Raw genomic sequence first — 19,311 nt, 5'->3', positions numbered from 1 at the left:
TTTTAGAGTTCTTGGCTCATAAATATCTGGACATAGCTTTATGATCTAACTCATGGATCCTGCAGAAAAACCCAATACTCAACGCCTGATCTGGGCTAATGGCCTGCAAAATATTGGCGATCAAATCGTGGCGGCTAAAACCGTTTTGCCTTGGCTTTTACATGTCGGGGGCGCACCGAGTTTTTTACTAGCCTTATTAGTCCCAATCCGCGAATCAGGATCTATGCTGCCCCAAGCTGCAATTACCGGCTGGGTGCTTTCTCAAAAGTCTCGTGTTCGCGTCTGGGTTATCGGATCTATCGGCCAATTTCTCAGTGCCTTAGGAATTGGTATTGCAGCCCTTAGTCTGCAGGGCTGGGCCTTAGGTTTAGTGGTCATTGCTCTTTTGGCAACGCTGTCGCTATGCCGAGCGTTGTGTTCCATATCCTCCAAGGATGTCCAGGGCGCAACAATCTCCAAAGGTCACCGCGGCGAAATCACCGGTCGCGCCACCATGATCGGTGGCGTTTTTGGCTTGCTCACTGGCGCTGCCCTCGCCTTTTTAGTGGGAGAAAACGCCGCGGTGTGGGTTTTGGGCGGTGTAGTCATTATTAGCTCATTTAGCTGGCTAATTGCGGCCATTATTTTTAATAGAATTGAAGCGCCGGAATCTGCCGCTAAAGCTTCTAAAGACGCCGGTGAAAACTGGTTACGTCGCTGTGTTGACACCCTGATTCGAGACAAAGATTTCCGCAGATTTGTGGTGGTGCGCTCCATGATGCTGGTTACTTCCCTCTCCACGGCTTTTATCGTGGCCTTGGCTGCAGAAGCCGGCAGCAATATCGGCGCTTTAGGATTTTTTCTCATCGCTTCTGGGCTGGCCTCGATTGTGGGTGGCAGGATCTCTGGCATGTGGTCAGATCGATCTTCCAAAAACGTAATGGCCGTTGGAGCTCTCAGTGCCTCATTAATTCTTATTGCGGTGGTTGCCTGTTCATATTGGGTAAGTTCCACCATTAATATGTGGATTTTTCCACTGGCATTTTTCTTAGTAAACGTCGCCCATACCGCGGTGCGGGTGGCCCGCAAAACCTATGTTCTTGACATGGCCGAGGGTGATCAAAGAACCCGTTATGTAGCCGACGCCAACACTCTTATGGGTGTGATCTTATTGCTGGTCGGAGCACTTTCCGGAGCACTATCTACATTGGGCAATGACATAGCTCTGCTATTTCTGGCATTCATTGGCCTAATTGGAGTGGTCTGCGCCAAATCTCTTAAGGAAGTTTCACAAAAATCTTAAATATTTCCCGGGTTTAGGAAACTTTAGCCCCGAAAAAGACAGTGAAGGCGCTGTGGGCACTATGCTGTGTTAAGTAAATGTGCCCTAGCAAATAAGGATTTGAGACCATCTTGAGCGCAAGTGATTCCGCCAGCGCGGTTGTTGTACTGGCAGCCGGTGCTGGAACCCGAATGAAGTCAGATCTCCAGAAGACCTTGCATAGTATCGGCGGTCGTAGCCTACTTTCCCACAGCTTGCATGCCGCAGCTGGCCTAAACCCACAGCACATCGTGGCAGTTATTGGCCACGGTCGCGATCAAGTTGGCCCTGCCGTAATTGCAGTTGCAGAAGAACTTGGCCGCGAGGTGCGCACCGCTATTCAGGCAGAGCAAAACGGCACCGGCCACGCAGTTCAGTGTGCCATGGACCAATTGGAAGGCTTTGAGGGAACCATCATCGTTACCAATGGTGACGTTCCCCTGCTCACTGCGGATACTCTTGCTGCGCTCTTGGAAGCACATACCAACGTTCCAACCGCGGTCACCGTGCTCACCATGCACCTAGATGACCCAACCGGCTATGGCCGCATTGTGCGCAATGAGGAAGGCGAAGTTACCGCCATCGTTGAGCAAAAAGATGCTTCCGAGGCAGAGCGCGCCATCACCGAGGTCAACTCCGGCGTTTTTGCTTTCGACGCCGCAATCCTGCGCAATGCACTCTCCCAGCTTAAATCCGACAATGCCCAAGGCGAGCTCTATCTAACAGACGTCTTGGGCATTGCACGTTCCGAGGGACATCCAGTGCGTGCTCACACCGCCGCTGATGCCCGCGAGTTGGCTGGTGTAAATGACCGTGTCCAGTTAGCCGAAGCAGGCGCGGAGCTTAATCGACGCACTGTTGAAGCAGCTATGCGCGGTGGCGCTACCATCATTGATCCAGCAACCACTTGGATTGATGTTGCTGTCAAGGTTGGCCGCGATGTGATTATCAACCCAGGCACCCAGCTCAAGGGCAATACGGTTATCGGTGACCGCGTAGAACTTGGTCCTGATACCACCCTGAGCAACATGACCGTTGCTGATGGTGCATCCGTGATCCGCACCCACGGTTCCGATTCCAGCATTGGTGAAAATGCCACGGTCGGTCCCTTCACCTACATTCGGCCCGGAACTTCTCTGGGGGCAGAAGGCAAGCTAGGTGGCTTTGTGGAAACCAAGAAGGCCACCATCGGACGCGGTTCCAAGGTGCCTCACTTGACCTATGTTGGCGATGCCACCATCGGCGAAGAAACTAATATTGGTGCTTCTTCTGTCTTCGTAAACTATGACGGTGTGAACAAGCACCACACCACCATCGGCAGTCATGTTCGCACCGGTTCTGACACCATGTTTATCGCTCCAGTGACCGTGGGTGATGGTGCGTATTCTGGAGCCGGTACAGTAATTAAAGACGATGTTCCACCGGGAGCCCTTGCCGTGTCCGGCGGACGCCAGCGAAACATCGAAGGCTGGGTGCAAAAGAAGCGCCCGGGAACTGCTGCAGCTGATGCCGCAGAAGCAGCACAAAAGTCCCTCAACCAGGAAGGCTAAGCAGACTCACCATGACTGCTCACTGGAAAGAAAATAATAAGAACCTCATGCTTTTCTCGGGTCGAGCACACCCAGAGCTAGCAGAGGCCGTAGCAAGCGAACTAGGTGTTGAAGTAACTCCTATGACCGCGCGTGATTTTGCCAATGGCGAAATCTACGTCCGCTTTGAAGAGTCCGTTCGTGGCTCAGATTGCTTTGTTTTGCAGTCCCACACCCAGCCACTAAACAAGTGGCTCATGGAGCAGCTGCTGATGATCGACGCCCTCAAGCGTGGATCTGCAAAGCGAATTACCGCGATTTTGCCTTTCTACCCTTATGCACGTCAGGACAAGAAGCACCGTGGCCGTGAGCCAATTTCTGCTCGTTTGATCGCAGACCTCATGCTCACCGCTGGTGCTGATCGCATTGTCTCCGTTGACTTGCACACCGACCAGATTCAGGGCTTCTTTGATGGCCCAGTTGATCACATGCATGCCATGCCGATCCTGACTGATTACATCAAGGAGCACTACAACCTGGATAATATCTGCGTTGTTTCCCCTGACGCAGGTCGTGTGAAGGTCGCTGAGAAGTGGGCAAATATCCTGGGCGATGCGCCCATGGCCTTCGTCCACAAGACTCGCTCCACCGAGGTTGCTAACCAGGTTGTCTCCAACCGCGTGGTCGGCGACGTTGCGGGCAAGGATTGTGTGCTTCTCGACGACATGATTGACACTGGTGGAACCATTGCTGGTGCAGTTGGCGTCTTGAAGAAGGCTGGCGCAAAGTCAGTTGTTATTGCTTGTACCCACGGTGTTTTTTCTGACCCTGCACGTCAGCGTCTTTCTGATTGTGGTGCTGAAGAAGTTATCACCACCGACACCTTGCCACAGTCCACCGAAGGCTGGAGCAACCTCACTGTGTTGTCCATTGCACCTTTGCTGGCTCGTACCATCAACGAGATCTTCGAAAATGGTTCTGTGACCACCCTCTTTGAAGGTGAAGCATAAGCTCATGACTGAATCGGACGCCTTCATCCGCGTCCGGCAGGCATTAGAGCCTTTGGCTGATCCCGCTCGTGCTGCCGGAATGGCAGCATATATGCGGGATCAGTTTTCTTTTTTAGGCATTTCCTCCGCTGCACGCAAAGAAGCATATAAACCACTGTTGCGCGAGATGAAAACCCTTGACCAAGACTTTGTGCAGGACTGTTTTAGTGCCCCAGAACGGGAGTATCAATACGCAGCCTGCGATCATATCCGCCGGGTTGGCATCAGCGATTTAGAATTTGCCAAAGCCCTTATCCAGAGCAAATCCTGGTGGGATACCGTAGATGCGCTAGCAAAGCCCATCGGCGCAAACCACGATGACATAGCCATGCGGGAATGGGCTGTCGACGACAACCTGTGGGTACGCCGAGTTGCGATCATTCACCAGCTGGGACGCAAGAAAAATACCGATACTGCCCTGCTGGCTTGGATCATTGAACGCAACCTTGGCTCCACAGAATTTTTTATTAACAAGGCCATTGGTTGGGCATTACGCGATCTCTCAAGGCACGATCCCTCCTGGGTTCGCGCCTTCGCTGCCGCTACTGACTTGGCTGCGTTGAGTCGTCGAGAAGCTTTAAGGCTTATTGACCAGCCTGCATCTCAGCCGTGGCCATCTGGATCATCAAAAGCACCGCCATACATTGGGCCTTCGGCAGCTAGTTCACGGGTGACGGTACCGCCAAATTCCTGAGCACGACGCACCAGCTCATCGGCATCTTCAGGGGAACTCACGGAGAGGCAGTTAAGGACTTCGCGGGGGCCGTTCTTCTCAATCACGGGACGCTCTGTGAAACCTTGGAAACGCTCGGTCTCCAGCAGCATGATGACAATGGCATCGCTGACTTCGAAGGAAGCGGTGTGATCATCACGGAAGATGAGGTTTTCTGTGAAGCCAAGACCTGCATAAAAGCGCTTAGAATCTGCTAGGTCAGAAACTGGAAGATTAATAAAAACCATGTCATGCGTTAAACGAGCGATTACCTAGATCCCTCTGCTGTGATCGGACTAACTTTTCTTCCGCCATTATGCTTGAATTTTTGGAAGAGTGCCGTGGTGCATGCTAGATTGTTTAGGTCTCGGCGAGGGCAAATTAGCAATAATTTACCGTTATCGACGCGATCTAGACTTCATTTGGGCCTAAATTTTAGGCTTCTGCCTGCGAAGACTCGACCAAGACATTCGAGTCGGTCGCGGGCTTTTTCTGATTTCGCGGCCGAGTATTCATCCAAAACCATTAGGAGAATCCCACATGGCTAAGTACGAAACCATCGAGGCTGCTGTACGCACCGAGTTCGGCAAGGGTTCCGCTCGTCGCGCCCGCGTTGCCGGCCAGGTTCCTGCAGTTGTTTACGGCGCAGACGTTGAGTCCAACCTGCACATCACCGTTGATCACCGCACCTTCGCTGCATTGGTCCGTAACCACGGCGTCAACGCAGTTCTGCAACTCGACATCGAGGGCGAAAAGCACCTCACCATGATCAAGCACATCGACCAGAACGTTTTGACCTTCAACATCGACCACATTGACCTGCTCGCCATCAAGCGCGGCGAAAAGGTTGAGGTTGACGTTCCAGTTATCGTCGAGGGCGAGCCAGCTCCAGGCACCATGGTTGTTCAGGATGCTGACACCATCAAGGTTGAGGCTGACGTTCTCTCCATCCCTGAAGAGTTCAAGGTTACCGTTGAGGGCCTTGAGTTCGGCGCTCAGATCACCGCTGGCGACATCAAGCTTGATGAGGACACCACCCTCGTTGAGGATCCAGAGACCCTGATCGCAAACGTTGTTTACCCTGAGGTCGAAGAGACCGAAGAAGAGGGCACCGAGGCTGAAGCTGAGGCTGAGGCAACCGAGTCCGAGTAAGACTCTGCTTTCTAAGGCGAGTTCCTCACTCCCCTACTCTGCTGGTGATAGTGCACAATCACCAGGTTTGAGAAGAAGTGAGGAACTCGTTTTTTTGCATCTCCTACCAACATGGTTGGATAGGAGTTGTGAATGACTCCCCGCTGTTAGTTGTAGGACTTGGCAATCCCGGCTCCAAATATGTTGGAACCCGCCACAATATTGGCTTTGAGGTTGTAGAAGAACTGGCTTCTCGAAACTACGCAAGTTTTAGCGTGCACAAGCGCTCCAATACGGAAATAGCGCAGCTGCCAGGCATGATCTTGGCAAAACCACGTAGCTTCATGAACCTTTCAGGAACCCCAATTAGGGCATTGTGTGACTTCTTTAAGATTCCACCCGAAAGCATTATCGTTGCCCATGACGAATTGGAACAAGACTTCGGAGTGATTAAGCTGCGCAAAGGTGGCGGGGATCATGGCCACAATGGGCTCAAATCCACCACCAAATCCTTAGGCACCAAGGAATATTTTAAACTCAGCGTGGGAATCGGGCGCCCTCCAGGACGCATGGATCCCGCCAGTTATGTACTAAAGCCTTTTAGCAAACAGGAACTGGCAGATATCCCAATTATGGCTGCTGACGCCGCGGATCTCGTCGAAAAGCACCTCAAAGGTTAAGGCGCTACCAGCGTCGCGCGTGCTTAAGAGCTTTAAGTAGCGCGGCATCATCTAAGGTCAGCGCCTGCTCTTTACGCAGGCGGTGCGCCACGGTTGGGCAAGAAGAACAGCGCGGATTATCGCGACAGCACTTCTTTTTCACCTTGCCCGATTCCAGCTTCTTGCGCACTTTCAGTGCCTTATTGCCCATGTCATGGCCTTATTTACGACGGGCTTCTTTAAGACGCCGTGGTAAATCAGCATCGTCATTTTCCAAGACTCCAGAGCGCAACAAGCGGGTATAAACCACTGGGCATCCAGTACACCGCGGGGTTTTGCGACAGCAGGTTGATTTAACCTTGATGCCCAGCGGATTATGGGTGACTTTTACACGTGAAGCGCTCACCTTTGTACGCTTACTCATACCCTAAACTCTAGTCTCTTTAGGCTTGGGTTACCTAAAGTTTTCCAAAAGTTTAGGGCATCCCTTAAGTCTTAAAGGCTAACTGGGAGAGCTCGCTCGGGGTAAACGCGTGGACGTACTCCGGCAATTTCCTCCACAATGCGGACAACCTGGTTGGAGTAACCAAACTCATTGTCGTACCACACATAAAGTACCAGGTGGCGGCCGGTGGCAATGGTAGCTAGGCCATCAACAATGCCAGCATGGGTGGTGCCCACAAAGTCAGTGGAAACCACCTCAGGAGAACAGATCCAATCAATCTGCTGGCGCAAATTGGAGTGCAGGGAAACACGACGCAGGAATTCATTAACCTCATCGCGCTCCACTTCCTGATTCAGAGTCAGGTTCAGCACAGCCATGGATACATCTGGAGTGGGAACGCGGATAGCATTACCGGTGAGCTTACCCTCAAGTTCCGGAAGCGCCTTAGCAACTGCCTTTGCAGCTCCGGTCTCGGTAAGCACCATGTTTAGGCCTGCGGCGCGGCCACGGCGGGAACCCTTGTGGAAGTTATCAATGAGGTTTTGGTCATTGGTGAAGGAGTGCACGGTCTCCACATGGCCAAATTCCACACCATAACGATCATTGACCACCTTCAACACTGGGGTGATCGCGTTGGTGGTACAAGATGCTGCGGTAACAATCTGATCTTCCGGAGTGATGTCATCGTGGTTAATGCCATACACAATATTCTTCAGATCGCCCTTGCCTGGAGCCGTAAGCACAACCTTGGCAACACCCTTTGCCTGCAGGTGCTGGGAAAGGCCTTCGCGGTCACGCCAGCGGCCGGTGTTATCAACCACTACTGCGTCGTTGATGCCATAGGCGGTGTAATCCACGGTAGCTGGGTCATTGGAGTAAATGACCTGGATAGGAGTGCCATTGGCCCAGATAATGTTGTTCTCATGATCCGTGGTGATAGTGCCATCAAAAGCACCATGCACGGAATCGCGGCGCAGCAAAGATGCACGCTTAACCAGATCCTCTTCACCATTTTTGCGAACCACAATCGCACGCAAACGTGCACCACCATAAAGTGCCTCACGGGAAACCATGATGCGGGCCAAGAGACGTCCGATGCGACCAAAGCCATAAAGCACCACATCGGTATGTGAGCTTTCAGAGTCAGCTCCGATAACCGGTGCGAGTTCTGCTTCGAGGAATGCGCGCAGCTCAGTAGCTTCAGACTGCTCAAAGTTATAAGCCAACTGTCCCAGGTCAATCGAGGCAGTACCAAGATCCATGGTCACCAATTCACGCAAAATCTCCAAAGAGCCTTCCAGGGAAAGTTCTTTGGAGATGATGTGACGTGCGTAGCGGTGGGATTTGATGATGTCGATGTCAGAGACATTCACAAGGAGGCGACCGAATACGGATACCACCACATTGTTGTTTCGATGCAAGCGTCCGATCAGGGGCAGCATGTCCTCAGCAACGTCGATGCGCTGATTCCAGTCCTTGTGGTTGTGGGTCATTTAAACGTCCTTCGTGGGTAGATGAGAACAATCCCCCCAACATTAACGCAAAGCGGAAGGAGCCAAAGACATAAGTATCCGTTTTGCAGATCCGCTACCTATGCCCTGAACCCCTGATCCGACCAGGCAATAGGCATATTCCCAGTTCCCAACCCCCGCAGCAGCCTCGCGCAATGGTGTGATCATTTTATTGAGGTATGGGTATAACGGGGGTAACCCTTCATTATCTCGAGCAAATTGGGTAGCCACTCCCCTAGCAAAACGTCCCGAAAAAGCACGAGAACTTACCGATTCAAGATCAAGAACAGTCGCCTGGGCAAGGAGCCAACGATTGAAGGTGCTCGTACCGGCCTCGTCGCAAAGCAAAAACGCCGAGCCACAAGACACCGCAACCGCACCCGCCTGCAAAGCGCCACGCACATCTGCGGCGTTCATTATTCCGCCGGCGGCAATCAGCGGAATTTTCACGCCCGCATTCCGCACCGCCTGGAGTAGTTCCGCCAAACTGCGGCTATCAGGCTCTTCAGTGATTGACCAGGTAGATCGGTGTCCACCAGCCTTCGGCCCCTGCACCACCAGCGCATCGGCGCCCGCATCTTGGGCAATTAGTGCATCCTCCGGGTTGGTTACCGTCACCCAAGCTGCAATATTGCGCTCATGCAATTGCTGAAACTCGGCCGCGCTAAAACATCCAAAGGTTGCAGACATCACTGCAGGTTGCGCAGCCAGCGCTGCCTCAAACTTTTCCGCCCAACCATTTGTGAGGTCGGGGCTAACTGATGGCTGAACCAGATCAAATTTCTCAAACTCGGGAGCTAAGATTTGACTGAGCCGAGCAAGGTCCGCTGGGTCCGGTTCTTCTAATTGCGGCTGAAAAAGATTAACCCCAAAAGGCGCTGTGACCTGGCTTAAATCTTGCTTAAATTGCTCCAGAGTCTGCGTACCACCCGCCAAAAACCCTATTGTTCCAGCGGCAGCGGCAGCGTTGACCAGCGCCGGAGTAGACGGCCCGCCAGCCATCGGAGCAACCAGCACGGGAATGTTCAGCGATTCCAGAAGATCCATGGCGCCCATAATAGGGATGCGCGCACAGGTTAAGATGAGTTCCGTGAGTTTTTTGTCGAAAATCAAAACATTTTTTGGGCCAGATAGCCTGCCAACCGCAGATTGGCTGGTTATCGGCCTCGGCAACCCCGGTGCCAAATACCACAACACCCGCCACAACGTCGGCTACCTCAGCCTAGATACGCTTATCGACGCCCACTCGCCGCACCCCTTGGCCCCTGCCCGGGGCTTTAAGGTTTCCTATACTCAACTGCCTCAGGGTGCGCTGGCATTACGCTCAACCACCTATATGAATAATTCCGGCGAAGCTGTCGCACCGTTGGCAGCTAAGCTCGGCATTCCAGCGGAACGCATCATTGTGGTGCACGATGAACTAGATCTGCCAGCTGGCAAGGTCCGCCTGAAAAAGGGCGGCAATGAAAACGGCCATAATGGACTGAAATCCCTCACTGCTGAGCTTGGCACCCGCGATTATCTACGCGTGCGCATTGGAATCTCGCGTCCACCTGCCGGAATGACAGTTCCCGACTATGTTTTGGAACCATTTGAAGGCCCCCAGCCGGGCATAGAATTAGCCGCCGAAGCCGTAATGTTGATTCTAGAAAACGGCTTGGCGGCGGCTCAAAACTCAGTGCACGCTAGATAGCTAGCGACTCGCGTACCTTGTGCTGCTTGGTGGAGGAATCCTCGGTGGCATCGCCCTTTTCAACCACACGACCACGCGCCACAATGGCGTAGTTATCGGCAGCCTCAAGTGCAAAGCCCATATTTTGCTCAACCAGCATGACGGTCATACCGCTCTTGGCAAGATCGATAATGGTCTGCTGAATCTCCGCGACCACCGAAGGCTGAATACCCTCGGTCGGTTCGTCGAGAAGCAGCAGTTCAGGGGCCGTAATCAGAGCGCGCGCGATGGCTAGCTGCTGACGCTGACCACCGGAGAGCAAACCTGCTTGACGATCCAAAACCTGCAGCAAGGCGGGGAATCTTTCCAGTGCCTCATCGATTCGGCTGCGCCCGGCGCGACCTTGCAGATCCGCCACCACTTTCAAATTTTCCAGGCAGCTGAGCTGTGTAAAAGACTGCTGTCCCTGTGGCACATAAGCCATACCGCGCTTCACACGCTGGTGCGGGGAAAGCGTGGTGATGTCCTCGCCCTTAAAAAAGACCTGTCCAGAGGTTGGCTTAATCAAACCAACAGCCGCACGCAGCATCGTGGATTTTCCGGCACCATTGTGGCCCAAAATGGAGAGGATACTATTTTCCTTGGTAGCAATCGACAGGGAATGCAGTACCTCAGTACGGCCATAACCTGCGCTAACGCTTTTTAGTTCCAACATTATTCACCAGCTCCTGCTGCTGTTCCCAAATAGATGGATTGCACTCCCTTATGGGCCTGAATTTCATCTACAGTGCCCTCGGTAAGAATGGTGCCGCGGTTCATCACAGTGACGAAGGTGGCGAAGCGACGCATAAAGTCCATATCGTGCTCAACGACCAATACAATGCGATTGCCAGACACTGCAGAGAGCAGCTCGCCCGTGGCCACGCGCTCTTCCTCACTCATGCCGGCAACTGGCTCATCAAGCATGAGGACTCGTGCATCTTGTACCAGCAACATGGCAATTTCCAACCATTGCTTTTGGCCATGTGAGAGTGCGCCAGCTTGAACATTGAGGAGATCGCCAAGCTTGGTTACCTCCAAAGCGTGCTCGATGCGGGGATCAATGGAGTGCCTAATCCCCAGCAAAGAACGCAAGGATCGGTGCAGACCACAGGCAATATCCAAGTTTTGCAATACGGAGAGTTCTTCAAAAACACTGGCGGTCTGGAAGGTACGGCCCACACCCATACGCGCGATGCGGTGTACCGGAGTTCCCAGGATCTCCTTGCCATCAAGTTTGACTGAGCCCTCGCCCGGAGCCAAACCACTAATTGCATCAATACAGGTGGTCTTGCCAGCACCATTGGCACCGATGAGGAAGTGCACCTGGCCAGGATCAACCTGGAAGGAAACCCCATCAACTGCGGTAAAACTTCCGAACTTCACCGAAAGGTTTGAAATATCAAGGCTCATGATGTTTTCCCTTTTCTAAACTTCTTCCAGCTCAGTGAAGCAATACCACCAGGCAGCAAGACGATAACAAGCACCAGGATCGCACCCTGGAAATAAGACCACACACTTGGGAAAGTTTGAGCCAAGCTGGACTGCAACCAACCCAGCACCAAAGCTCCAATTACTGGACCGAAGAGTGAAGCACGACCACCTGCGGCAACGGCGATCACAAAGACGATGGAAGGCACAACGCCAATTTCTGCGGGCGAGATAATTCCCATAATTGGCACATAAAGTGCACCGGCGATACCAGCCATCATGGCGGCGATTACATAAGCCGCGGTTTTGATAAGCGCTGGATCATAACCCAGGAAGCGCACGCGCTCTTCTGCATCGCGGGTGGCAACCAGCAACTCGCCATAACGGCTGCGCATCAGCCAATAAGAAACGGCGATTAGTCCAAGCAAGAATCCCACTGCGGTGAGGTACAACATCACGCGGTTGACCGGATCATAAAGTGCAAAGCCCAGGAAGGACCTAAAACCGCTCAAACCATTGGAACCACCGAGGGTATCCTGCTGGCCTACCAAAAGCACCACTACTGCAGCTGCCAATGCCTGGTTCAGGATGGCAAAATATGCACCTTTAATGCGCCTTTTGAAGATGGAGAAGCCCAGTACAAAAGCAACCAGACCAGGAATTGCTACTACTGAAATAAGAGCGACTGTCGGGTTGGCAAAAGGCTTCCACCACCATGGCAACTCGGTAGTGCCAGTTAGTGACATAAAGGAAGGAATTTCTTGTCCCACCAATGCTGCATCGCTGAGCAGCATATGCATGGCCATAATATAAGCGCCGATACCAAAGAACACGCCCTGACCAAGGGTGAGCATTCCGCCTCTACCCCAGGCCAGTCCAATTCCCACGGCTACGATGGCATAACACACCAGGCGAGCCATGAGGTTGAGCTGGAAAGAAGTCAAAACCAAAGGTGCGCACAATAACAGTGCTGCCAGGGCTGCCAGTCCTAATCCTGCTTGGCGCAGGTTCAAAGCATTGGTGACCTTAAGCTGTGGGGTTTTGCGTCGAAAAGCAGCTTTTTCGCTTTTCTGCGGGGTAGGTGCTGAGGTTGCAGTACTCATACCAGACTCCTAGTTTTGGTTTGGAAGAGACCTTGAGGACGGAACTGGAGGAAGGCAACCACGGCGACCAAAACGATAAACTTCGCGATGCTGGCGCTGGTGGTGTACTCCACAAATGCTTGGGTGATGCCGAGCAAGAATGCCATGATCACTGCACCCTTGATCCTGCCGATACCACCGGCCGCCACCACGAGGAAAGCGTCAACAATGTAGTTTTGGCCAATGGTTGGTCCAGTTGCACCAACCAAGGTGATCGCAACGCCAGCCACGCCGGCGAGTCCCGAACCGATAAAGAAGGTCATGCGGTCAGTTGCGCGGGTATCAATGCCATTGGTTTCCGCCAAATCGCGGTTAAGCACCACCGCGCGAATTCGACGACCCCACACCGAGCGGTTGAGGAATACCGCCAGGCCAGCAACTGCGGCCAAAGAAAGGAAAAGAATAAACAAGCGTGAGGTTGGAATCAAAGTTCCAAGTAGCTCCACATTGCCTCGCAAGATTTCTGGCGCCCGCACATCAACTGCGGGGGCGCCAAAAATATCTCGCGCCAGCTGCTGCAAAATCAAACCCACACCGAAGGTAGCCAACAGCGTATCCAGCGGGCGATGGTAGAGATAGCGCAGCAAAACCTGTTCGAGGAGAACTCCGAAGAGTCCACCAGTAATGAAGGCCAAAGGGATGCTGATAAGCAAGGATATTCCAGCGGAACTCACCACCATTTGCACCACATACGCGGTATAAGCTCCGACCATGATGAATTCACCATGGGCCATGTTAATAACGCCCATCTGCCCAAAGGTAAGTGAGAGTCCCACTGCAACCAAGAGCAGTACGGAACCTACTGAGAGTCCCGCGACCAGCTGATTTAGTAAAATATCCATGCGGATAGTCCTTTGTTAAATTTTAGGAAGTTGCAGTGGAAATGCCGGCTGCCCAGTCATAGCTCTTCAGGAATGGGTCTGGATCTACTGGAGCGTCGGTTTCCCACACGGTATCGATCAAGCCATCTGGGCGGATCACACCAATACGAGGAGTCTTGGAGATGTGCTGGTTTTCACCATCAATCACCACGGTTCCTTCTGGAGCATCAAAGCTGGTGCCGTCTGCTACTTCCTTGATGGCATTTACGTCGAAGGAATCAGCCTTTTCAACCATTTCCTTCCACAGGTACAAGCTGGTGTAAGCAGCTTCCATCGGGTCAGAGGTGACCTTGTCCTGGCCATAGAGTTCCTTGAAGTTCTCTACGAAGGTGGTGTTCTCTGGGGTATCGATGGTCTGGTAATAGTTCCAAGCCACCAATTGACCCTCAATGTTGGAAGCGCCGATGCCGCCAACCTCTTCCTCAGCAATGGAAACCGACATTACTGGCAAGGTTTCTGCAGTCAGGCCAAGGCTGTTGTACTGGCGGAAGAATGCCACGTTGGAATCGCCATTGAGAGTGTTGAATACGGCGTCTGCGCCGGAATCCTTCATGCGGTTAGCAATGGTGGTGAAGTCAGTGGAACCCAGTGGGGTGTAATCCTCGCCGACGATTTCCATGCCATTAGCTGCTGCATATTCCTTGATGATGGCGTTAGCAGTACGTGGGAAAACGTAGTCAGAACCTACCAGGAAGAGCTTCTTCTTGCCCTGTTCCTTTAGGTAGTCCAAAGCTGGAATGATCTGCTGGTTGGTGGTTGCACCGGTGTAGAAAATATTTGGAGAAGACTCCATGCCTTCGTACTGCACTGGGTAGAAGAGCAGGGAGTTATTGCCTTCAAACACTGGCAACATTGCCTTGCGGGATGCGGAGGTCCAACCACCGAACACTGCAGCCACACATTCCTGCTGGATCAGACGCTGGGAGCGCTCTGCGAAAGTTGCAGGCTCGCTGGCGCCATCTTCTTCAGAGATCACCAACTGCTTGCCCAATACGCCGCCGGCTTCATTGATTTCTTCTGCAGCCATGTGCAGGGACTGATTGACGGTGGTTTCAGAAATTGCCATCGTTCCCGACAGGGAGTTGATGAAACCGACCTTGATGGAATCCCCGGAGGTGTCCACACAAGAAGAGCTGTCGCTTCCTGCAGCTGCGCTGTCAACATCAGCGGCCTTGGTGCAGGAGGCCATTGCCAGAGCCATGACGGATACAGCGGAGATCGAAAGAGCTTGTTTTACTACCTTCGAAGACTTTTTTGCAGTCACTTTTGCAGTCACTTTTGCAGACATGGATCCTCCATATTTGAGTTTCTATCACCCTATAGTTTTAAGAGTTTCTGTCATGCTATAGGTAAATTCTCAGGTCTGGAATTAGAGTGATCTGCGACACTCTGTAAACACCCCCAAAAAGGGGTGGTCCCCAAAATTAAAGCCCCTGAGCTCTTAGAATGTCGCGCGTAGAAATCACTAATCCCTTATTAATTCCTTCAATTTCAGCAGAAGAATTAGCCAAGGAGCGGACAACCAAGCCACCCTCAACGCGAGAAATTCCGCACTGCACAGCTCCTCCCAAGCTTTGTGTCAGTGCTAAGAAGCTCTGATAGAGGTGCGCATAAAGGTATGGAGTGCCCAGTGGAGAAGCCGGTGGAGAGGCCTGACTAAATAGGCTCGGCGCGACCAGCAACAGTGATCCCGAATGGCTAAATCCCTCCATCACACCCAGCCCAGAAGTGGCACGACTGGGGAGCAAGCGCAGATTGTCAACCAACACAGGTCTCCCCTGCACTCTTACCTCGGTGCGCATATGAACCTTATTAAAGGCAAAGTGTCGCGCATCGGGAGACCAACCCGGAGTGAGAATTTCTGTAGAGAGGAAAACTGCTTCTGGGCTCATCTCCACCAGCGTGGACTGCACATAGGAGCCCTCGCGATACACAATGACCGGATCCGGCAAATTTTCCAGGACCGCGCCATCTTCCAAACGCACCCGCATATTTTGCCGAGCGAGACCTTGAGGGGTGCGATAAATCTTGGTGGCGGACTGTGTGTCCAGGCGCAGGCTGGCATGAGGTTCTAGGTGGAGATCAATCTCAAAACGATCTCCACCCAAATAAGCTCCGCCGGGGTTAATAAGGGTGAAATTAACCTGTCCGGAATCGTCCAAATAGTGGGGTCGCAAAATTCTCAAGGCGCCGCGGTGATACTGCGAGGCTGCAAAACTGCGTTGATTGTGCGGATCTCGGGCGATTTTTAGTTGGAGTTCACCCCGTGCTGCTGCGTTGTCCACCAGTAAATTACTTCAGATCCAGCATGAGGACGTCATGGGAAATCCACTGCAGAACTTGGTCCAGGCCGTCGTCGGTACGCAAATTGGTCATAGCAAAGGGACGCTCGCCGCGAAATTCCAGCGTGTCTTTCACCATGACATCAAGATCTGCACCAACATAAGGCGCCAAATCGACCTTATTAATGATGAAGAGATCAGATTTGATCATGCCCTGGCCAGCCTTGCGTGGAATCTTCTCGCCTTGGGCAACATCGATAATGTAGATGGAAAAATCCACTAGCTCAGGGGAGAAAGTAGCTGAAAGGTTATCTCCACCGGATTCAATAAAGAGCAATTCCAAATCAGGAAATTTTTCCTGCAATTCTCGAGCTGCCGCCTCATTCATGGAGGTATCTTCCCTGATTGCAGTGTGTGGGCAGCCGCCGGTCTCAATGCCAACAATGCGCTCAACAGGCAAAATACCATTTTTAGCCAAGATTTTGGCATCTTCGATGGTGTAAATGTCATTGGTGATGGCCGCCATCGACAGTTTTCCGTCGAGAGCACGGGTAATACGTTCAATAAGCTGGGTTTTTCCGGCACCCACTGGGCCACCGATTCCGATTCTGATCATTTTTCTTCCTAACTCATAAACATTCGAGCACGTTGATTTTCATGTTGCATTTGGGCGATTTCTAAACCCGGGGTAATTGCCCCAATATCTTCCAAACCCAGCTCAGCCGAAGCGCGCGTGGCCTCACTCACCCACTGTTGCGCCCGCGTAGCCAAACGCTGGCCCGCATTTTGCCCAATCGGCACCGCACGCACCGCATTTTGAATAAGTGAAATAACAGTGGCATAAACGTGATGCGCCACCGCCTCATCCACCCCAAATCCCAAGCCCCGCGCCACCAGCGCCCAGACCAGGGCAGGGTGTGCAGCCAAAGAGCGCTTTTCGACGCAACCCTGATACTCACTGAGCCACTGCGATGGATAACCTTCACTGGCAATTTCAAGCATGCGAATTCCCATTGTGCGCCCCGCATTTCGCACCTGCACTGGCACTGCTTGGGCCCGCACCACATGGTCTAGATCAATAATCTCTGCAAATTCTTCTGCTTTAAAAACCTCACGCACAATCACTGCATCGGTGAAAGTTAATTGCTCCGTGCAAAAAGCTTCTAACCACTGCGCAAAACTTTCAGCGTCAGTAATTACTCCCCGATGCATATAGGTCTCAAAACCAAAGGAGTGACTAAAAGCTCCAGTGGGCAAGGCGGAATCCATTAATTGCATGGCCGCCAAGGTGCGATCAAGCGAGCTAGTGGGTGTGTTCAGCATGACGGAAAGGTTTTGGCATCACGGCAGCTTCACGCACATAGGCGATCTGATAATGCTCCAAGAAATCCACCACCGTGGAATCAAATTGCACGATTAATGCATCCTCGCTAAATTGCGCCGGCAAATGGCGATTACCCAAAGAGTGCGCCGCAAATGCCATCTCTTTCATATCCTTTGGCGTGATCTTCAAAATATCGGTGGGTGCTGCCTGAATAACGATGGAATTTGAACCCTCAATAAACAAGACATCACCATCGCGCAGCGGCGGATGCCCGGAGGGCAGCCGCAATCCCACCTCGGTGTTGTGGTCGCTCTGGAGACGCTGAATACGCTTGACGAGGGCGGCGTCGACAAGCGTTATCTTTTCAGTATGCGGGGTGATGAGGCTGGGGTCATCGTGAATATTGCCGAGGATTTTATTAATAATCATGATGGGCTTTCTAAAAAAGGAAATAACGCTGGGCCATGGGCAAAACCTCAGAAGGCTGCGAAGTGATGAGCTCACCATCAACGCGCACCTCATAGGTCTCCGGATCCACTGTGATATCCGGGGTCTCGCCATTAAGTTTGAGATCCCGCTTGGATAAGGTGCGAATACCTTGGCAGGGCTCAATTTTCTTTTTTAGTCCCAGCTGTTGTGGCACCTCCGCATCGATCGCGGCCTGAGAGAGAAAAGTAATAGAGTTCTGGTGTGGCGCTGCCCCATAAGAACCAAACTGCGGACGATAAATCTCTGGCTGCGGAGTCGGAATTGACGCACCGGGATCACCCATAATCGAGCTCACCACCTGGCCGCCCTTCAAAATCATAAAAGGCTTAACTCCAAAAAACTTCGGCTCCCACAACACCAAATCCGCAAATTTGCCCAGCTCAACAGAGCCCACTACCCCATCAATACCCTGCGCAATCGCGGGATTAATCGTGTACTTAGCCACATAACGCTTAATGCGATTATTATCAGCTTTCTCGCTATCCCCCGCCAATGGTCCGCGCTGACGCTTCATCGCATCCGCCACCTGCCAGGTACGAATCACCACCTCACCGACACGGCCCATCGCCTGGGAATCCGAAGAAGTAATAGAAAAGACACCCAAATCATGCAGCACATCCTCCGCTGCAATCGTCTCGGTGCGAATGCGGGAATCTGCGAACGCCACATCCTCCGGAATATCCGCATTCAGATGGTGACAAACCATGAGCATATCCAGGTGCTCTTCCGCCGTATTCACCGTATAAGGCAAAGTCGGATTAGTAGAAGCTGGCAACACATTTGGCTGCGCTGCCAACGCAATAATGTCCGGCGCATGCCCACCACCAGCACCTTCAGTATGGAAAGTGTGAATAACGCGACCACCAATTGCCTCCACCGTGCTCTCCAAGAACCCGGCTTCATTCAACGTGTCCGTATGCACCGCCACCTGCACATCAAAATCATCAGCTACCTGCAACGAAAGATCAATTGTGGCAGGCGTAGCACCCCAGTCCTCATGAACCTTAAGGCCAATAGCTCCCGCCTTAATCTGCTCAGCCAGCGCCTCATAAGAAGTTGCATGTCCCTTGCCGAGGAGCCCAAAATTCATAGGGAACTGCTCCAGCGACCGCAACATCTGATGAATATGCCACGGTCCCGGCGTAATAGTAGTGGCCTTCGTAGACTCTGACGGTCCCGTACCACCACCAATCATCGTGGTAATTCCCGAGGTCAACGCCGTATTAATCTGGTCCGGAGAAATAAAGTGAATATGGGTATCGATGCCACCCGCCGTCAGAATCTTGCCCTCACCAGCAATAATGTCCGTGGAAACACCAATCGGGATTGTCACCCCATCCATAGTTTCCGGGTTTCCCGCATGGCCAATCTTTATAATGTGACCGTCTCTAATCGCCAGGTCAGCCTTATAAATTCCCGACCAATCCAGCACCACGACATTAGTTATTACAGTATCGGGAATTTCTGGGTGCTCGGCACGAGTAGCCTCGCCATTCTGCCCCATGCCGACGCGAATAACCTTGCCGCCACCAAAAACAGCCTCTTCACCCGGAACCGTGAGGTCATATTCGATCTCTGCGAGGAGCTCTGTATCAGCAAGCCTGACCCGATCCCCAGTAGTTGGGCCATACATTGCAGCATGACGCTCCCTGCTCATCTCAAACATTTTGGGTGCTCCTTGGTTTTCGGGTTTTTGGGGGTTTAGGTCTTTAGGT

The 19,311-nt window shown here is 52.4% G+C and carries 21 protein-coding genes and 1 pseudogene; 7 read left to right on the top strand and 15 right to left on the bottom strand.

The annotated features are described in order from the left end of the window. Positions 1 to 52 precede the first annotated feature (52 nt). From H924_RS04540 to H924_RS13875, 4 genes and pseudogenes are all read left to right on the top strand, one after another. A complete protein-coding gene (locus H924_RS04540; protein WP_015650781.1) occupies positions 53 to 1,282 on the top strand; it encodes an MFS transporter in 1,230 nt (409 codons plus the stop codon). Positions 1,283 to 1,392: 110 nt separating this feature from the next. Continuing rightward, a complete protein-coding gene (glmU, locus tag H924_RS04535) occupies positions 1,393 to 2,850 on the top strand; it encodes a bifunctional UDP-N-acetylglucosamine diphosphorylase/glucosamine-1-phosphate N-acetyltransferase GlmU (RefSeq protein WP_015650780.1) in 1,458 nt (485 codons plus the stop codon). An 11-nt stretch (positions 2,851 to 2,861) separates the two neighbouring features. Then, positions 2,862 to 3,839, top strand: a complete 978-nt coding sequence (locus H924_RS04530) for a ribose-phosphate diphosphokinase (RefSeq protein WP_015650779.1) — start codon at positions 2,862 to 2,864, stop codon at positions 3,837 to 3,839. 4 nt (positions 3,840 to 3,843) lie between these two features. Beyond that, a pseudogene (locus H924_RS13875) lies at positions 3,844 to 4,467 on the top strand (DNA alkylation repair protein); the annotation flags it as partial. A gap of 14 nt (positions 4,468 to 4,481) precedes the next feature. On the opposite strand, the gene H924_RS04525 reads toward H924_RS13875, so the two are convergent. After that, positions 4,482 to 4,859, bottom strand: a complete 378-nt coding sequence (locus tag H924_RS04525) for a VOC family protein (protein WP_029703914.1) — start codon at positions 4,857 to 4,859, stop codon at positions 4,482 to 4,484. Between the two features lie 271 nt (positions 4,860 to 5,130). Between H924_RS04525 and H924_RS04520 the strand changes: the two genes are divergently transcribed. Further along, entirely contained in the window at positions 5,131 to 5,742 is a 612-nt protein-coding gene (locus H924_RS04520; protein ID WP_015650776.1) for a 50S ribosomal protein L25/general stress protein Ctc, read from the top strand. A 128-nt stretch (positions 5,743 to 5,870) separates the two neighbouring features. Further along, on the top strand, positions 5,871 to 6,401 hold the full coding sequence (gene pth / locus H924_RS04515; RefSeq protein WP_015650775.1) for an aminoacyl-tRNA hydrolase: 531 nt from the start codon (positions 5,871 to 5,873) through the stop codon (positions 6,399 to 6,401). 4 nt (positions 6,402 to 6,405) lie between these two features. On the opposite strand, the gene H924_RS04510 is transcribed toward pth (H924_RS04515), so the two are convergent. From H924_RS04510 to H924_RS04500, 4 genes are all read right to left on the bottom strand, one after another. Continuing rightward, the gene (locus H924_RS04510) at positions 6,406 to 6,591 is read right to left on the bottom strand and encodes a hypothetical protein (RefSeq protein WP_015650774.1); all 186 of its coding nucleotides are present in this window, start codon (positions 6,589 to 6,591) and stop codon (positions 6,406 to 6,408) included. Positions 6,592 to 6,600: 9 nt separating this feature from the next. Continuing rightward, positions 6,601 to 6,804, bottom strand: a complete 204-nt coding sequence (locus tag H924_RS13870; RefSeq protein WP_081602467.1) for a hypothetical protein — start codon at positions 6,802 to 6,804, stop codon at positions 6,601 to 6,603. A 71-nt stretch (positions 6,805 to 6,875) separates the two neighbouring features. Further along, the gene (locus H924_RS04505; RefSeq protein ID WP_015650773.1) at positions 6,876 to 8,318 is read right to left on the bottom strand and encodes a glyceraldehyde-3-phosphate dehydrogenase; all 1,443 of its coding nucleotides are present in this window, start codon (positions 8,316 to 8,318) and stop codon (positions 6,876 to 6,878) included. 42 nt (positions 8,319 to 8,360) lie between these two features. Further along, positions 8,361 to 9,383, bottom strand: coding sequence for a nitronate monooxygenase (locus tag H924_RS04500; RefSeq protein ID WP_015650772.1), 1,023 nt, complete (start codon positions 9,381 to 9,383; stop codon positions 8,361 to 8,363). 34 nt (positions 9,384 to 9,417) lie between these two features. Here H924_RS04500 and pth (H924_RS04495) point away from each other — a divergent pair, with 34 nt between their 5' ends. After that, positions 9,418 to 10,029 carry an aminoacyl-tRNA hydrolase gene (pth, locus tag H924_RS04495; RefSeq protein ID WP_029703915.1) on the top strand — a complete coding sequence of 204 codons (612 nt, stop codon included), beginning with the start codon at positions 9,418 to 9,420 and terminating at the stop codon, positions 10,027 to 10,029. Here pth (H924_RS04495) and urtE read toward each other — a convergent pair. The 10 genes from urtE to ureC all read right to left on the bottom strand — a co-directional run bounded on the left by urtE (position 10,022) and on the right by ureC (position 19,262). Then, positions 10,022 to 10,723 carry an urea ABC transporter ATP-binding subunit UrtE gene (gene urtE / locus H924_RS04490; RefSeq protein ID WP_015650770.1) on the bottom strand — a complete coding sequence of 234 codons (702 nt, stop codon included), beginning with the start codon at positions 10,721 to 10,723 and terminating at the stop codon, positions 10,022 to 10,024. The two genes, pth (H924_RS04495) and urtE, sit on opposite strands and share 8 nt — an antisense overlap. After that, complete coding sequence (gene urtD, locus H924_RS04485; protein ID WP_015650769.1) at positions 10,723 to 11,460, bottom strand: urea ABC transporter ATP-binding protein UrtD; 738 nt, start codon at positions 11,458 to 11,460, stop codon at positions 10,723 to 10,725. Before urtD ends, urtE begins: the two co-directional genes overlap by 1 nt. Next, entirely contained in the window at positions 11,457 to 12,581 is a 1,125-nt protein-coding gene (gene urtC / locus H924_RS04480) for an urea ABC transporter permease subunit UrtC (RefSeq protein WP_015650768.1), read from the bottom strand. Before urtC ends, urtD begins: the two co-directional genes overlap by 4 nt. Beyond that, a complete protein-coding gene (gene urtB / locus H924_RS04475) occupies positions 12,578 to 13,462 on the bottom strand; it encodes an urea ABC transporter permease subunit UrtB (protein WP_015650767.1) in 885 nt (294 codons plus the stop codon). Before urtB ends, urtC begins: the two co-directional genes overlap by 4 nt. A 22-nt stretch (positions 13,463 to 13,484) precedes the next feature. Further along, positions 13,485 to 14,789, bottom strand: a complete 1,305-nt coding sequence (gene urtA, locus H924_RS04470; RefSeq protein WP_015650766.1) for an urea ABC transporter substrate-binding protein — start codon at positions 14,787 to 14,789, stop codon at positions 13,485 to 13,487. A 136-nt stretch (positions 14,790 to 14,925) separates the two neighbouring features. Then, positions 14,926 to 15,786, bottom strand: a complete 861-nt coding sequence (locus tag H924_RS04465) for an urease accessory protein UreD (protein ID WP_015650765.1) — start codon at positions 15,784 to 15,786, stop codon at positions 14,926 to 14,928. Positions 15,787 to 15,793: 7 nt separating this feature from the next. Further along, on the bottom strand, positions 15,794 to 16,399 hold the full coding sequence (gene ureG / locus H924_RS04460) for an urease accessory protein UreG (RefSeq protein ID WP_015650764.1): 606 nt from the start codon (positions 16,397 to 16,399) through the stop codon (positions 15,794 to 15,796). 8 nt (positions 16,400 to 16,407) lie between these two features. After that, complete coding sequence (locus tag H924_RS04455) at positions 16,408 to 17,106, bottom strand: urease accessory protein UreF (RefSeq protein WP_015650763.1); 699 nt, start codon at positions 17,104 to 17,106, stop codon at positions 16,408 to 16,410. Next, the gene (ureE, locus tag H924_RS04450; RefSeq protein WP_015650762.1) at positions 17,087 to 17,536 is read right to left on the bottom strand and encodes an urease accessory protein UreE; all 450 of its coding nucleotides are present in this window, start codon (positions 17,534 to 17,536) and stop codon (positions 17,087 to 17,089) included. The genes H924_RS04455 and ureE overlap by 20 nt, the downstream gene beginning before the upstream one ends. Before the next feature lie 10 nt (positions 17,537 to 17,546). After that, positions 17,547 to 19,262, bottom strand: coding sequence for an urease subunit alpha (gene ureC, locus H924_RS04445; protein ID WP_015650761.1), 1,716 nt, complete (start codon positions 19,260 to 19,262; stop codon positions 17,547 to 17,549). Between the last annotated feature and the right edge of the window lie 49 nt (positions 19,263 to 19,311).

The sequence above is a fragment of the Corynebacterium callunae DSM 20147 genome, from assembly GCF_000344785.1.
Classification (GTDB): Bacteria; Actinomycetota; Actinomycetes; order Mycobacteriales; family Mycobacteriaceae; genus Corynebacterium; species Corynebacterium callunae.
This window is presented reverse-complemented; position numbering and strand designations above follow the sequence as displayed.